13 protein-coding genes are annotated in these 13743 nt (G+C 72.0%); 5 read left to right on the forward strand and 8 right to left on the reverse strand.

Features of this window, described 5'->3' with window-relative positions:
• Positions 1 to 46 precede the first annotated feature (46 nt).
• On the reverse strand, positions 47 to 1204 hold the full coding sequence (locus AB0K92_RS31355; protein ID WP_165999424.1) for an acyl-CoA dehydrogenase: 1158 nt from the start codon (positions 1202 to 1204) through the stop codon (positions 47 to 49).
• Positions 1205 to 1368: 164 nt separating this feature from the next.
• Between AB0K92_RS31355 and AB0K92_RS31360 the strand changes: the two genes are divergently transcribed.
• The gene (locus AB0K92_RS31360; RefSeq protein ID WP_365928531.1) at positions 1369 to 2712 is read left to right on the forward strand and encodes a UDP-glucose/GDP-mannose dehydrogenase family protein; all 1344 of its coding nucleotides are present in this window, start codon (positions 1369 to 1371) and stop codon (positions 2710 to 2712) included.
• Positions 2713 to 2894: 182 nt separating this feature from the next.
• Here AB0K92_RS31360 and AB0K92_RS31365 read toward each other — a convergent pair whose 3' ends face one another.
• On the reverse strand, positions 2895 to 3404 hold the full coding sequence (locus AB0K92_RS31365) for a CGNR zinc finger domain-containing protein (protein ID WP_365928533.1): 510 nt from the start codon (positions 3402 to 3404) through the stop codon (positions 2895 to 2897).
• A gap of 88 nt (positions 3405 to 3492) precedes the next feature.
• Here AB0K92_RS31365 and AB0K92_RS31370 point away from each other — a divergent pair, with 88 nt between their 5' ends.
• The gene (locus AB0K92_RS31370) at positions 3493 to 3858 is read left to right on the forward strand and encodes a VOC family protein (protein WP_365928536.1); all 366 of its coding nucleotides are present in this window, start codon (positions 3493 to 3495) and stop codon (positions 3856 to 3858) included.
• A 23-nt stretch (positions 3859 to 3881) separates the two neighbouring features.
• Positions 3882 to 4274, forward strand: a complete 393-nt coding sequence (locus tag AB0K92_RS31375; RefSeq protein ID WP_165999431.1) for a VOC family protein — start codon at positions 3882 to 3884, stop codon at positions 4272 to 4274.
• A gap of 98 nt (positions 4275 to 4372) precedes the next feature.
• Here AB0K92_RS31375 and AB0K92_RS31380 read toward each other — a convergent pair whose 3' ends face one another.
• The 4 genes from AB0K92_RS31380 to AB0K92_RS31395 all read right to left on the reverse strand — a co-directional run bounded on the left by AB0K92_RS31380 (position 4373) and on the right by AB0K92_RS31395 (position 8616).
• Positions 4373 to 5500, reverse strand: coding sequence for a dipeptidase (locus AB0K92_RS31380; protein WP_365928538.1), 1128 nt, complete (start codon positions 5498 to 5500; stop codon positions 4373 to 4375).
• 219 nt (positions 5501 to 5719) lie between these two features.
• The gene (locus tag AB0K92_RS31385; protein WP_365928541.1) at positions 5720 to 6898 is read right to left on the reverse strand and encodes a dipeptidase; all 1179 of its coding nucleotides are present in this window, start codon (positions 6896 to 6898) and stop codon (positions 5720 to 5722) included.
• Between the two features lie 57 nt (positions 6899 to 6955).
• Positions 6956 to 7480: a 5-(carboxyamino)imidazole ribonucleotide mutase gene (gene purE / locus AB0K92_RS31390; protein ID WP_165999437.1), complete on the reverse strand. Its 525-nt coding sequence runs from the start codon at positions 7478 to 7480 to the stop codon at positions 6956 to 6958.
• Positions 7477 to 8616 carry a 5-(carboxyamino)imidazole ribonucleotide synthase gene (locus AB0K92_RS31395; RefSeq protein ID WP_165999439.1) on the reverse strand — a complete coding sequence of 380 codons (1140 nt, stop codon included), beginning with the start codon at positions 8614 to 8616 and terminating at the stop codon, positions 7477 to 7479. The genes purE and AB0K92_RS31395 overlap by 4 nt, the downstream gene beginning before the upstream one ends.
• Before the next feature lie 164 nt (positions 8617 to 8780).
• Here AB0K92_RS31395 and AB0K92_RS31400 point away from each other — a divergent pair, with 164 nt between their 5' ends.
• Complete coding sequence (locus AB0K92_RS31400) at positions 8781 to 9332, forward strand: GtrA family protein (protein WP_365928544.1); 552 nt, start codon at positions 8781 to 8783, stop codon at positions 9330 to 9332.
• A 286-nt stretch (positions 9333 to 9618) separates the two neighbouring features.
• On the opposite strand, the gene AB0K92_RS31405 is transcribed toward AB0K92_RS31400, so the two are convergent.
• Both AB0K92_RS31405 and AB0K92_RS31410 read right to left on the reverse strand, forming a co-directional pair.
• The gene (locus AB0K92_RS31405; protein WP_365928546.1) at positions 9619 to 10887 is read right to left on the reverse strand and encodes an ATP-binding protein; all 1269 of its coding nucleotides are present in this window, start codon (positions 10885 to 10887) and stop codon (positions 9619 to 9621) included.
• A gap of 49 nt (positions 10888 to 10936) precedes the next feature.
• Positions 10937 to 11614: a response regulator transcription factor gene (locus AB0K92_RS31410; protein WP_043501447.1), complete on the reverse strand. Its 678-nt coding sequence runs from the start codon at positions 11612 to 11614 to the stop codon at positions 10937 to 10939.
• 509 nt (positions 11615 to 12123) lie between these two features.
• On the opposite strand from AB0K92_RS31410, the gene AB0K92_RS31415 reads away from it, so the two are divergent.
• Entirely contained in the window at positions 12124 to 13617 is a 1494-nt protein-coding gene (locus AB0K92_RS31415; protein WP_365928548.1) for an oligopeptide:H+ symporter, read from the forward strand.
• The last annotated feature ends 126 nt before the right edge of the window (positions 13618 to 13743 follow it).

Raw genomic sequence — 13743 nt, forward strand, 5'->3', positions numbered from 1 at the left:
GCCGCCTCGGGTCCCGAAGGGCCCGGACCCGAGGCGCTGTGCTCGCTTACGGCAGGTTGCGCGCCATCACGATGCGCTGGACCTGGTTGGTGCCCTCGTAGATCTGGGTGATCTTGGCGTCCCGCATCATGCGCTCGACCGGGTAGTCACGGGTGTAGCCGTAGCCGCCGAGGAGCTGGACGGCGTCCGTGGTGACCTCCATGGCGATGTCGGAGGCGAAGCACTTCGCCGCCGCGCCGAGGTAGGTGAGGTCGGCGTCGCCGCGCTCGGAGGCGGCGGCGGCCTGGTAGGTCAGGGCGCGGGCGGCCGAGATCTTCATGGCCATGTCGGCGAGCATGAACTGGATGCCCTGGAAGTCGGCGATCGGCTTGCCGAACTGCTTGCGCTCCTGGACGTAGCCCTTGGCGTAGTCGAGGGCGCCCTGGGCGATGCCGAGGGCCTGGGCCGCGATGGTGATGCGGGTGTGGTCGAGGGTCTTCATCGCCGTGGCGAAGCCGGTGCCCTCCTCGCCGATCATGCGGTCGGCGGGGATGCGGACGTTGTCCAGGTAGACCTCGCGGGTGGGCGAGCCCTTGATGCCGAGCTTCTTCTCGGGGGCGCCGAAGGAGACGCCCTCGTCGGACTTCTCGACGACGAAGGCGGAGATGCCCTTCGAGCGCTTGGACGGGTCCGTCACGGCCATCACCGTGTAGAACTCCGACACGCCCGCGTTGGTGATCCAGCGCTTGACGCCGTTGAGGACCCAGTGGTCGCCGTCGCGGACCGCGCGGGTCTTCATGCCGGCCGCGTCGGAGCCCGCGTCGGGCTCGGACAGGCAGTACGAGAACATCGCCTCGCCCTTGGCGAGCGGGGTCATGTACTTCTTCTTCAGCTCCTCGGAGCCGGAGAGGATGACGGGGAGCGAGCCGAGCTTGTTCACGGCGGGGATGAGGGAGGACGACGCGCAGACGCGGGCCACCTCCTCGATCACGATCACGGTCGCGAGGGCGTCGGCGCCGGCGCCGCCGTAGGACTCGGGTACGTGCACGGCGTGCAGGTCGTTGGCGACCAGGGCGTCCAGCGCCTCCTGCGGGAAGCGGGCCTCCTCGTCCACGGCTGCGGCGTGCGGCGCGATCTTCGCCTCGGCCAGCGCGCGGACGGCGTCGCGGAGCATGTCGTGCTCCTCGGACGGGCGGTACAGGTCGAAATCAGCCGATCCGGCCAAGGTCTCTCACGCTCCAAGGACGCTAATTACCGTTAAGTAACACAAATTTTAGAGCTCTGGCCACGGCAGGGGTAGGTGAGTTTGGCGACAGGGGGAAAGGTGCCCGGCGAGCGGCCCGACTATGCTCGGGCTCCGCACGACCGACGTACCCCCCAGGAGCATCCATGGCCCTCAAGATCACCGTGATCGGCACCGGCTATCTCGGCGCCACCCACGCCGCGGCCATGGCCGAACTCGGGTTCGAGGTGCTGGGGCTCGACGTGGTCCCCGAGAAGATCGAGATGCTGCGGCGGGGCGAGACCCCGATGTACGAGCCGGGCCTGGACGAGCTGCTGCGCAAGCACGTCGCCGGGATCGAGGGCTCCACCGGGCGGCTGCGCTTCACCACCGACTGGGCCGAGGTCGGCGCCTTCGGCGACGTCCACTTCGTCTGCGTGAACACCCCGCAGCGGCACGGCGAGTACGCCTGCGACATGTCGTACGTCGACGCCGCCTTCGCCTCCCTCGCCCCGCACCTGAACGGGCCCGCCCTGGTCGTCGGCAAGTCCACGGTCCCCGTCGGCTCCGCCGACCGGCTCGCCCGCTACCTCGCCGAGCACGCCCCGGCCGGCGGTGACGCCGAACTGGCCTGGAACCCCGAGTTCCTGCGCGAGGGCTTCGCCGTCCAGGACACCCTGCACCCGGACCGGATCGTGGTCGGCGTGCGCAGCGACCGCGCGGAGAAGCTGCTGCGCGAGGTGTACGCCACGCCGCTCGCCGAGGGCACCCCGTTCGTCGTCACCGACTTCCCGACCGCCGAGCTGGTGAAGACCTCCGCGAACTCCTTCCTCGCCACCAAGATCTCCTTCATCAACGCGATGGCCGAGGTCTGCGAGGCCGCGGGCGGCGACGTCGCCAAGCTGGCCGAGGCGATCGGCTACGACGACCGGATCGGCCGGAAGTTCCTGCGCGCCGGCATCGGCTTCGGCGGCGGCTGTCTGCCCAAGGACATCCGGGCGTTCATGGCCCGCGCCGGCGAGCTGGGCGCCGACCAGGCGCTGACCTTCCTGCGCGAGATCGACTCGATCAACATGCGCCAGCGCGGCCAGATGGTGGAACTCGCCCGGCAGGCCCTCGGCGGCGGGCCGTTCCTCGGCAAGCGGGTCGCGGTGCTCGGCGCCACCTTCAAGCCGGACTCGGACGACGTCCGCGACTCGCCCGCGCTGAACGTGGCCGGGCAGATCCACCTCCAGGGCGGCCAGGTCACCGTCTACGACCCGAAGGGCATGGACAACGCCCGCCGGATCTTCCCCACCCTCGGCTACGCCGACTCCGCGCGGGAGGCGGTGCGCGGCGCCGACGTCGTACTGCACCTGACGGAGTGGCGGGAGTTCCGCGAGCTGGACCCGGAGGCGCTCGGCGAGGTCGTGGCGGCCCGCGTCGTCCTCGACGGCCGCAACGCGCTCGACCCGGAGCTGTGGCGCCGGGCGGGCTGGACGTACCGGGCGATGGGCCGCCCCACCGCGTAACCCCGTACGCGCGGCGACGCCGGTTCGGCCGAGGCTCAGTCGGCCGAACCGGCGTCTTGTCGCATTCTGCACCAACTCGGCCGCGGGCACGCACCCTTTGTGCGGGGTGGGGGTCTGCGGGGTCTGCGCGGCGTCCGGCGTCCGGCAACTCCACCGCCCCCGTCATCCTGCGGCTGCGGCTGTCATGACCCCTTCGCCCGGTAGCGGCGCATCTTCGCCCGCGCGCCGCACACCTGCATCGAGCACCAGCGGCCGCGGCCGGCCGGGCTGCGGTCGTAGTACGCCCAGTGGCAGTCGGGCAGCTCGCACGCCTTGAGTCGTTCCCAGGTGCCCTCGGTCAGGGCCTGGGCCACGGCCGCGGCGACACGGGACAGCAGCGGCCCGTCGTCGTCGGCCGGAGCGAGGCGTGCCGAGCCGTCCCGCGGGTCGACCGCGACGTACAGCGGCACTCGCGCCAGCAGCTCGCCGAGCGGGGTGACCGCGCGGTGCGGCGGATGCCCGGCGTGGGCCAGGCAGGTCGCGCGCAGCGACTCCCGCAGCTCCCGCGCGGCGTCCAGGTCCCCCGCCGCGATCCCGAACCGCGCCCGGCCCTCGGGCGTGTCCAGAGCGTCCCGCCCCGACCCCAGGTCGACGGTGTTCACCAGCGCCTCGACCACAGCGAGTCCGCCGGGTGCGGGAAGCCTTTCGCTCATGCTTGCGACGTTACCCGTTCTGCGGGAGCATGCGGTAACGGTTACCGGTTACACCGCTCTACAGGTAACCCCCGACGAGGAGGAAGTCATGGCTCTCGCAGAACTGGGCGTCGTCGTACTGGACTGTCCCGACCCGCGCAGGCTGGCCGATTTCTACGCCGGCGTGCTGGGCGGCACGGTCAAGGCGGAGGAGGACGGGAGCTGGGTCACCCTGCAGGTCCCCGGCGGGCAGGACCTGGCCTTCCAGGCCGCGCCGGGCTTCGTCCCGCCGAAGTGGCCCTCCCCGGACGCCTCTCAGCAGTTCCACCTGGACCTGAACGTGCGGGACCTCGACGCGGCGGAGCAGAGCGTGCTCGCGCTCGGCGCCACCGTGCTCGACGCGGAGGACCGCTCCCGGCCGTGGCGTGTCTATGCCGACCCCGCGGGGCACCCGTTCTGCCTCTGCGCCTGCTGAGCCCCCTAGACACGGAGGTGCCCATGCCCCCCGCGGCCCGTTTCCGTTCCGTCGTCCTCGACTGCCCCGACCCGCGCGCCCTCGCCCGCTTCTACGCCGGGATCCTCGGCGGCGAGCCCGAGGGCGCCGACCCCGACTGGGTGGTGCTCCAGGTCCCCGGCGGGCCCCGGCTGGCCTTCCAGTCCGCGCCGGACCTGCGCCCGCCCGAGTGGCCGCGCTCCGACCGGAACGCCCAGCAGTTCCACCTCGACCTGGACGCCGGGTCCACCTGGGAGGAGATCGACGAGGCGGAGAAGCGGGTGCTGGCCCTCGGCGGCCGGGTGCTGGACGCGGAGGACTACGAGACGAAGGATTTCCGGGTCTACGCCGATCCGGCCGGGCATCCGTTCTGCCTGTGCCGCATCGAGCACTCCTGAACCTCGGACGCGAGTCCGGAGTGACCGGGCAGTCGTGAGTGACCGGGCCCGTCCTGAGTGACGGAGCAATCCCGAGCGACCGGGCCGGCCCGAGTCACCTATCCGTCGAGTTCGGCGATCTTCGCCGCCGACGGGGCCCGGCGCTCCTGCGCCGCCCGCGCCGTGAAGTCCGCGACGCGCAGCACCCGCTGGACGTTCCCCCAGGTCAGCAGGGCCAGGTCGGGCTCGCTCCAGCCGCGCCGCAGCAGTTCGGCGATCAGGTGCGGGTAGCAGGACGCGTCGCCCAGCTCCTGCGGGTGGGCGCAGCCGGCGTCGTAGGTGCCGGACAGGCCGACGGACCGGGGCCCGGCGAGTGCGCGGACGTGGTCGAGGTGGTCGGCCACGTCCCGGACCGACGGGCCCGTCTGCTCGGCGGTCAGCGGCACCATGCACAGGCCCTTGGCCGCGCCCAGCGCCGCCAGCAGCTCGTCGGGCAGGTTGGCGGGGTGCGGGCGCAGGCTGCGGGCCGCGGAGCGGGTGGCGATGACCGGCGCGCGGGAGGCGGCCAGGATCCGGCGGATGGTCTCCTCGGAGGCGCCGGACAGGTCGGCGAGCACCCCCAGCCGGTTCATCTCGCGCACCACCTCCTCGCCGAACCGGGTCAGCCCCGCCTTGCTCGCCCAGGAGGTGCCCGAGAGGGTGAGCACCCGCAGCCCGAGGGCGTGCAGCACCCGCAGCAGGCCCACGGAGTCGTCCAGGGCGGCGGCGTGCGCCGGGCCGAGGACGACGGCGGCCCGGCCGCAGTTGCGGGCGTCGATGACCTGCCCGGCGGTGCGGGCCAGGCGCAGGCTCTCGGGATGCCCGGCGATCACCTTGCGGACCAGGTCCAGCTGCTCCAGGGTCGCGGCCACCGCCCGGTCGGCGGCCAGCCCCTCGGGCAGGTGCAGGGAGCAGAACAGCGCCCCGACATGGCCCTGCCGCAGGCGTGGCACATCGGTGTCGACGGCGCTCTCGCCGGTCTCCAGGTCGTACCAGGGCAGATGGCGCAGCGCCCAGGGCAGCCCGCTGTAGCCGTCGGCGACGGGGTGCGCGGCGAGCAGGGCGTGCGCCCGCTCCAGCGGGGCGGCGTCGGGGTCGTCCCCCTCGCCGGGGACGTACGGCTCGGGCGGGAACGGCCCGCCCAGCGGCAGGTCGCCGAGCTCGCCGACCTCGGGCGGGGTGTGCAGGTCGTCCTGGAGTTCGGCCATGGCGGCTCCTGACGTGCGCGGCGGTCGCTTACCGTCACCGTCGCACGGCTCCCCCGGGCGTACCCGGTGGATGGCGCGTTCGGGGGTAACCCCGGCCGAGAACCGCAGGTCGGCGCGGCTGCTGGCGCTCGGATCACTCCGGCCGGGAACCCCGGGCCGTCAGGCGGGTGATCCGGCGCGCCGTCCCGCGGGCCGCGGCGCGCCGGTACCACGTCGCGGTCAGCCGTCCAGTTCCTCGATGGTGGCGTGGGAGGGGGCGCGGGTGGCCTGGAGGTCACGGGCCACGTCCTCGGCGGCGCCCAGCACCCGTACCGCGTTCTGCCAGGTCAGCTTGGCCAGATCGGTCCTGGACCAGCCCCGGTCGAGCAGTTCGGCGATGAGGTTGGGGTAGCCGGAGACGTCGTCCAGGCCGTCGGGGGTGAAGACGGTGCCGTCGTAGTCGCCGCCGATGCCGAGGTGGTCGATGCCGGCGACCTCGCGCATGTGGTCGAGGTGGTCGGCGACCGTGGCGGCGGTGGCGACCGGGCGCGGGTGGCGCTCCTCGAAGGCGCGGTGCACCTTCATCGCCTCGGGGGTGGCGTCGAGGTGGTGGAAGCCGTGGGCGCGCAGGTTCTCGTCGGCGGCGGCCGTCCAGTCGACGGCGGCCTGCAGGACGAACTTCGGCACGAACGTCACCATCGCGACGCCGCCGTTGGCGGGCAGGCGCTCCAGCACGTCGTCCGGGATGTTGCGCGGGTGGTCGCAGACCGCGCGGGCCGAGGAGTGGGAGAAGATCACCGGGGCCGTGGAGGTGTCGAGCGCGTCCCGCATCGTCGTGGCGGCCACGTGCGAGAGGTCGACCAGCATGCCGAGGCGGTTCATCTCCCGGACCACCTCGCGGCCGAACGCCGACAGCCCGCCGACGCCCGGCTCGTCCGTCGCCGAGTCCGCCCACGCCACGTTGTCGTTGTGGGTGAGGGTCATGTAGCGGACGCCGAGCGCGTACAGGCAGCGCAGGGCGCCCAGCGAACAGTCGATGGAGTGCCCGCCCTCCGCGCCCATCAGGGAGGCGATACGGCCCTCCGCGCGCGCCGCCTCGAGGTCCGCGGCGGTGGTCGCCGGGCGCAGCACGTCCGGGTGACGCTCGTTCAGCCGGCGCACGCAGTCGATCTGTTCCAGCGTCGCGGTGACCGGGTCGGGCAGGTCGGTGCGGACGAACACCGACCAGTACTGCGCGCCCACCCCGCCGGCCCGCAGGCGCGGGATGTCGGTGTGCAGGTGGCCGTCCTGGGAGACGGCGATGTCCCGGGCGTCGAGGTCGTAGTCGACCTGCTCGCGCAGTGCCCAGGGCAGGTCGTTGTGCCCGTCGACCACCGGGAACTCGCGCAGCAGTTCCCGGGCCTGGTCCAGTGAGGTCATCGCCGTCCCTTCGTCAGTGGGCGTGAGTGGCGCCGGTGCGCCCGCCCGGGCGGGCTGTCACTTGCCGAAGCCGAAGCCGTTTCCGGAGCCGTCGACCTTGGCGCGCAGCCGCTTGCCCTTCTCGGTGGCCTGGTCGTTGAGGTCCTGCTGGAACTCGCGCATCCGGGCCAGCAGGTCCTCGTCGTGTGCGGCGAGGATACGGGCCGCGAGCAGACCGGCGTTGCGGGCACCGGCGACGGAGACCGTCGCCACCGGGACACCGGCCGGCATCTGCACGATCGACAGCAGGGAGTCCATGCCGTCGAGGTACTTCAGCGGGACCGGCACGCCGATGACCGGCAGCGGGGTGACCGAGGCGAGCATGCCGGGCAGGTGGGCGGCGCCGCCCGCACCGGCGATGATCACCTTGATCCCGCGGTCCGCGGCCTGCTCGCCGTACGTGATCATCTCGCGCGGCATGCGGTGCGCGGAGACCACGTCGACCTCGTAGGGGATCTCGAACTCGTCGAGGGCCTTGGCGGCGGCCTCCATGACGGGCCAGTCGGAGTCCGACCCCATGACGATGCCAACAACGGGGCTCATTCGGTGATGGTGCCTCTCAGGTAGCCGGCAGCGTGACGGGCGCGCTCCAGCACGTCGTCGAGGTCGTCGCCGTAGGTGTTGACATGACCGACCTTGCGGCCGGGCTTCACGTCCTTGCCGTACATGTGGATCTTCAGCTGGGGGTCGCGGGCCATGCAGTGCAGGTACGCCGAGTACATGTCCGGGAAGTCCCCGCCGAGGACGTTGACCATCACGGTCCACGTGGCGCGCGGGCGCGGGTCGCCCAGCGGCAGGTCCAGGACCGCGCGGACGTGGTTGGCGAACTGCGAGGTGATCGCGCCGTCCATCGACCAGTGGCCCGAGTTGTGCGGGCGCATCGCCAGCTCGTTGACGAGGATGCGGCCGTCGCGGGTCTGGAACAGCTCGACGGCGAGATGGCCGACGACGCCGAGTTCCTTGGCGATGGTGAGGGCCATCTCGGTCGCCTGGAGGGACAGCGACTCGTCGAGGTCGGGGGCGGGCGCGATCACCGTGTCGCACACGCCGTTGACCTGGCGCGACTCGACGACGGGGTAGGCGACGGCCTGCCCGTGCGGGGAGCGGACCACGTTGGCGGCCAGCTCCCGCACGAAGTCGACCTTCTCCTCGGCGAGCACCGGCACTCCGGCGCGGAACGGGTCGGCGGCCTCCTCGACGGAGTCCACCACCCACACGCCCTTGCCGTCGTACCCGCCGCGGACGGTCTTCAGGACGACGGGGAAGCCGTCCCCCTCCGCCGCGAAGGCCGCCACGTCGTCCGGATCGCTCACGATCCGGTGGCGTGGACACGGCACGCCGATCTGTGTGAGCTTCGCCCGCATCACGCCCTTGTCCTGGGCGTGCACCAGCGCGTCGGGGCCGGGGCGCACGGGAATGCCGTCCGCTTCCAGGGCCCGCAGGTGCTCGGTGGGCACGTGCTCGTGGTCGAAGGTGATCACATCGCACCCGCGCGCGAACTCGCGCAGCGTGTCGAGATCGCGATAGTCGCCGACGACGACATCGCTCACGACCTGCGCGGCGGAGTCCTGCGGGGTGTCACTGAGGAGCTTGAACCTGATGCCGAGCGGGATGCCAGCCTCGTGCGTCATACGCGCGAGCTGGCCCCCGCCGACCATGCCGACTACCGGGAACGTCACGCCCCCAGGGTATCCGGCGCGCCAAGGCGGCCGGATTCCGCCGTTCCCCCGGGGTCCGTCGGGGGTCATTCCGCGGCCCGCCCGCTCGTCCACAGGCGATCACGGAAGGGGGGTGGTTAGCATGACGGGGTTGACGAATCCGACGGACGGGGGCCTTCACGACCATGGGACGTGACTCCTCGGGGCTCCCTGAGACGCCCCCCGGCGCGCTGCGGCAGCGGCTGAGCCGCCTGGCGCGCGAGGCCGCCAAGTTCGGGGCGGTGGGCGGGGCGGGTCTGCTCGTCAACCTCGGCGTGTTCAACCTGGTACGGCATGTCACCGATCTCCCGGTGGTGCGGGCCAGCGTGATCGCGACGATCGTGGCCATCGCCTTCAACTACGTCGGCTTTCGCTACTTCACCTACCGGGACCGCGACAAGAGCGGCCGCACCCGTGAGATGACGCTGTTCCTGCTGTTCAGCGCGGTGGGCCTGGTCATCGAGAACGGCGTGCTGTACGCCGCGACGTACGGCTTCGGCTGGGACAGCCCGCTGCAGAGCAACATCTTCAAGTTCGTCGGCATCGGGATCGCGACCCTGTTCCGGTTCTGGTCCTACCGGACGTGGGTGTTCCGGGCGCTCCCCGGCGCCGAGCCGGTCTCCCGCGCGGAATCGTTCCTGGACACGGAACGGGGCCGCGACCGCGAACGCACGGCACGCCAGCGGGCGCGGATCTAGGACCGGCCCGGCCCCTCGATCACGGGTCCGGTCCCGGGCGGGCCGGTGCGTCCCCAGGCGGGCGCGGGTTCAGCGCCGGTCCGGTCCTCGGCGGGCCCAGTGCGCCCCAGCGGGCGGGTGCGTCCTTGGCGGGGCGCCGGTCCGGGCCTCGGCCCGGTGCCCATCCGGCGGGACCGGTGCGTCCCCCCGCAGGCGCGGGCCCGGTGCGCCCCCCGGACGGCCCGTGGCGTCCCGGCGGGGCGGGCTTCCTTGGTGGGGCGGCCTTCCTTGGGGGGCCGGTGGGTTTTCAGCGGACGGTGGGCTCCTCGTCCTCCGGCTTGCGCACCGCCGTGCGTGACAGGAACAGGCCGAAGACCGGCGGTGACGCCTGGAGCATCTCCAGGCGGCCTCCGTCGGCCTCCGCGAGGTCGCGGGCGACGGCGAGGCCGATGCCGGTGGAGTTGCGGCCGCTGATGGCGCGCTCGAAGATCCGGGCGCCGAGGTCGGCCGGGACGCCGGGGCCCTCGTCGGTGACCTCGATGACGGCCTGGTTGCCGGTGACGCGGGTGCGCAGCGCGACCGTGCCGCCGCCGTGCATCAGGGAGTTCTCGATCAGCGCCGCCAGCACCTGGGCGACCGCGCCCGGCGTGCCCACCGCCTTCAGATGCCGCTTGCCGGAGCTGACGATCGCGCGCCCCGCCTGGCGGTAGGCCGGGCGCCACTCGGCCAGCTGTTGCTGGATGACCTCGTCGAGGTCGAAGGTGACGGCGGAGCCGGTGCGCGGGTCGCGCGAGTTGGTCAGCAGCCGCTCCACCACGTCCGTCAGGCGCTCGACCTGGGTGAGCGCGATGGTCGCCTCCTCCTTCACCGTGGCCAGGTCGTCGGTGAGGGTGATCTCCTCCAGCCGCATCGACAGCGCGGTGAGCGGGGTGCGCAGCTGGTGGGAGGCGTCGGCGGCGAGCCGGCGTTCGGCGGTGAGCATCCGCGCGATGCGCTCGGCGGAGGCGTCGAGGACGTCGGCGACCCGGTCCAGCTCGGGCACGCCGTAGCGCTTGCGCTTGGGCCGCGGGTCGCCGGAGCCGAGGCGTTCGGCGGTCTCGGCGAGGTCGGTGAGCGGGGAGGCGAGCCGGTCGGCCTGGCGCAGCGCCAGCAGCACCGCGGCGATCACGGCGAGCAGCGCGACCGCGCCGATGATCACCAGGGTGCGCCCGACCTCGCGGAACACCGCCGAGCGGGGCTCCTGGACGGTGACCGTCTCGCGCTGGTCCCCGGTGCGGGTGGCCTCGATGACGTCGCCGTCCGGCTTCTGCCCGATCTCGATGGGCGCCTGGCCGGGGATGCGGATGACGGCGTACTGATCGCCGCCGAGCTGGTCGCCGAGCAGGTCGGCGCTGATCTTCTCGGCGGCGAGGATCCGGCTGTCCACGATGCTGGCCAGCCGGACGGCCTCCGACTCGACCCGCTCCTTGGCGCTCTCGCTGATGGTGCGGGTCTCGACGATGACGAGGGACACGCCGAACACGGCGATCACGACGAGCACCACGGCGAGCGTGGACTGGATCAGTCGGCGGCGCATCTTCTCTTACTTCTGTGAGGGAGCCCGAAGGGAGCCCGGGGCCCGCGGCTCAGCTCTTCTCGAAGCGGAAGCCGACGCCGCGGACCGTGGCGATGTACCGCGGGTTGGCGGCGTCGTCGCCCAGCTTCTTGCGCAGCCAGGAGATGTGCATGTCGAGGGTCTTGGTGGACGACCACCAGGTGGTGTCCCAGACCTCGCGCATCAGCTGGTCGCGGGTGACGACCCGGCCGGCGTCGCGCACCAGCACCCGCAGCAGGTCGAACTCCTTCGCGGTGAGCTGCAGCTCCTCGTCGCCCATCCAGGCGCGGTGCGACTCGACGTCGATGCGCACGCCGTGGGTGGCGGGCGGCTGCTGGGGTTCGGCCGAGCCGCGCCGCAGCAGGGCCCGGACCCGGGCCAGCAGCTCGGCGAGGCGGAACGGCTTGGTGACGTAGTCGTCGGCGCCCGCGTCCAGGCCGACGACGGTGTCCACCTCGTCGGCGCGCGCGGTGAGGATCAGGATGGGCACGGTGTGGCCTTCGGCGCGCAGCCGGCGGGCCACCTCCAGGCCGTCCATGCCGGGCAGGCCGAGGTCCAGTACGACCAGGTCGACGCCGCCCTGGATGCCCGCGTCCAGCGCGGTGGGTCCGTCCTCACGCACCTCGACCTCGTAACCCTCCCGGCGCAGCGCGCGCGCCAGCGGCTCCGAGATGGACGCGTCGTCCTCGGCGAGCAGTACACGGGTCATGAGCTGATGGTAGTCCCAGCGTGACAAGAGACGGGGGGTGATCGCGGCCTTGCTTCTTACCGTCCTCCGCACCGGTTCTTACCTTGGTACGGACCTGCATCTGCGAGGTGCGATCCTAGTGGTGACCTTCGAATGCGGTCCTGCGGTTCCCGTGACACCTGTGATCCGCGTCTCAAGTCCTTCCATATCCGGCAGTGTCCTGCCGTATGGTGATTGGACGCCTGTAGCACGCGGGGACCTTTGGCGGCTGTCTTGACGCTGAAGGTCTCTTTTGTGTGCGGGCTGGTCTAGACCATTTCTGGGCCGGCCTCGAAAGGAACGACCTGTGGCCGGGCCTCGCGCGCAGTGACGCACGCGGGGCGTGGATCCCGGTGGACGCCGTCCGCCGCTTCGTGTCCGGAGCGGAAAACCCCTGGGCGTGGGGCGGACGTGTTCGCTCGTGCCGGTGCCGGCTCCCCCACCGGGCGCGCAACGCTCCACTCGCGCGTCCCGATCAGCAAGGAACGACCATGGCGTCCAGCCTGACGAAGGACTCGGCCCGACCGGGCACCCCCGGTTCCGAGAAGACCTTCTTCGGCCACCCCCGCGGACTGGCCACTCTCTTCATGACCGAGATGTGGGAGCGGTTCTCCTACTACGGCATGAGGGCACTGCTCCCCCTCTACCTGGTCGCCCCCGCGGGTCTCGGCCTGGACGAGGGCACGGCGATCGCGATCTACTCCGTCTACGTCTCGACGGTGTACCTGCTCGCCATGCCGGGCGGCTGGTTCGGTGACCGCGTGTGGGGCCCCCGCAAGACGGTCGCGGTCGCGGGCTCGGTCATCATGGCCGGCCACCTGGTCCTGGCCCTGCCCACCGACGGCACCTTCTACTTCGGCCTGCTGCTGGTGGCCATCGGCTCCGGCCTGCTGAAGTCGAACATCTCGACCATGGTGGGCCACCTCTACGACGGCCCGAACGACCCGCGCCGCGACGGCGGCTTCACGGTCTTCTACATGGGCATCAACCTCGGTGCCTTCGCCGCGCCGCTGATCATCGGCACCATCGGCCAGAAGGTGAACTGGCACCTCGGCTTCGCGCTGGCCGCCCTCGGCATGGCGCTGGGCCTGGCCCAGTTCCTGCTCGGCAGCCGCCACCTGTCCGACAGGTCGAGCGTCGTGCCGAAGCCGCTCAGCGTCCAGGAGCGCAACTCCACGCTGCGCAAGGCGATGATCTGGCTGCTGATCGCCGCGGTCGCCTACACGACCCTCGTCGCCACCGGCCACTACACCCTGCGCTGGGTGATGGTGCCGCTGATGATCATCGGTCTGCTCATCCCGGTCGGCGTCCTGGTGCGGATCAAGGTCGACAAGGAGCTGACCGCCGTCGAGCAGTCGAAGGTCTCCGGCTACATCTGGTTCTTCGTCGCCGCGGCCGTCTTCTGGATGATCTACGACCAGGGTGGCTCGACCCTGTCGCTCTTCGCCGACAAGCACGTCGACACGCACGTCTTCGGCTGGGAGTTCCCGGTCTCCTGGTTCCAGTCGGTCAACCCGGTCCTGGTCATGGCCCTGGCCCCGGTCTTCGCCGCGGTCTGGCTGGCGCTCGCCCGCAGCGGCAAGGAGCCGAGCACGATCGTCAAGTTCGCGGGCGGTCTGGTCCTGGTCGGCATCTCCTTCTTCGTCTTCCTGCTGCCGCTGGTGGCCGCGGGCAGCGGCAAGGTCTCGCTGTGGTGGATCGTGCTGATCTACTTCTGCCAGACGACCGGTGAGCTGATGCTGTCCCCGGTGGGTCTGTCCGTGACCACGAAGATGGCCCCGGCGAAGTACGCTTCGCAGATGATGGGTGTCTGGTTCCTCGCCGTCACCGCGGGCGACGCCGTCACCGGCCTGCTGTCCGAGTTCGGCGTCGACCTCAACAAGACCGGAGTCGTCGCCGCCGAGGCCGCTCTCGCGGTGCTCGCCGGTGTCGCGGTCTGGATGTACCGCAAGCGGGTCAAGGAGCTCATGGGCGACGTCCACTGACGCGCCTCCCCGCTCCCGGAGGGCCGTCCGCATCACGTGATGCGGACGGCCCACCCCCGGTTGACCGGGTGCGCCGGGGCCGGGGGGGCACCGGCCCCGCGCACGGGGGGCGGGCCGCGGGGGCGG

The sequence above is a fragment of the Streptomyces sp. NPDC052687 genome, from assembly GCF_040678395.1.
GTDB lineage: Bacteria > Actinomycetota > Actinomycetes > Streptomycetales > Streptomycetaceae > Streptomyces.

Bases quoted from the DNA above. Each gene is read 5' to 3' on its own strand.
- AB0K92_RS31365 (WP_365928533.1), bottom strand. From the start codon at position 3,404: ATGAGCGAAAGGCTTCCCGCACCCGGCGGACTCGCTGTGGTCGAGGCG.
- AB0K92_RS31385 (WP_365928541.1), bottom strand. From the start codon at position 6,898: ATGACCTCACTGGACCAGGCCCGGGAACTGCTGCGCGAGTTCCCGGTG.
- AB0K92_RS31410 (WP_043501447.1), bottom strand. From the start codon at position 11,614: ATGACCCGTGTACTGCTCGCCGAGGACGACGCGTCCATCTCGGAGCCG.
- AB0K92_RS31405 (WP_365928546.1), bottom strand. From the start codon at position 10,887: ATGCGCCGCCGACTGATCCAGTCCACGCTCGCCGTGGTGCTCGTCGTG.
- AB0K92_RS31375 (WP_165999431.1), top strand. From the start codon at position 3,882: ATGCCCCCCGCGGCCCGTTTCCGTTCCGTCGTCCTCGACTGCCCCGAC.
- AB0K92_RS31360 (WP_365928531.1), top strand. From the start codon at position 1,369: ATGGCCCTCAAGATCACCGTGATCGGCACCGGCTATCTCGGCGCCACC.
- AB0K92_RS31380 (WP_365928538.1), bottom strand. From the start codon at position 5,500: ATGGCCGAACTCCAGGACGACCTGCACACCCCGCCCGAGGTCGGCGAG.
- AB0K92_RS31415 (WP_365928548.1), top strand. From the start codon at position 12,124: ATGGCGTCCAGCCTGACGAAGGACTCGGCCCGACCGGGCACCCCCGGT.
- purE (WP_165999437.1), bottom strand. From the start codon at position 7,480: ATGAGCCCCGTTGTTGGCATCGTCATGGGGTCGGACTCCGACTGGCCC.
- AB0K92_RS31400 (WP_365928544.1), top strand. From the start codon at position 8,781: ATGGGACGTGACTCCTCGGGGCTCCCTGAGACGCCCCCCGGCGCGCTG.
- AB0K92_RS31370 (WP_365928536.1), top strand. From the start codon at position 3,493: ATGGCTCTCGCAGAACTGGGCGTCGTCGTACTGGACTGTCCCGACCCG.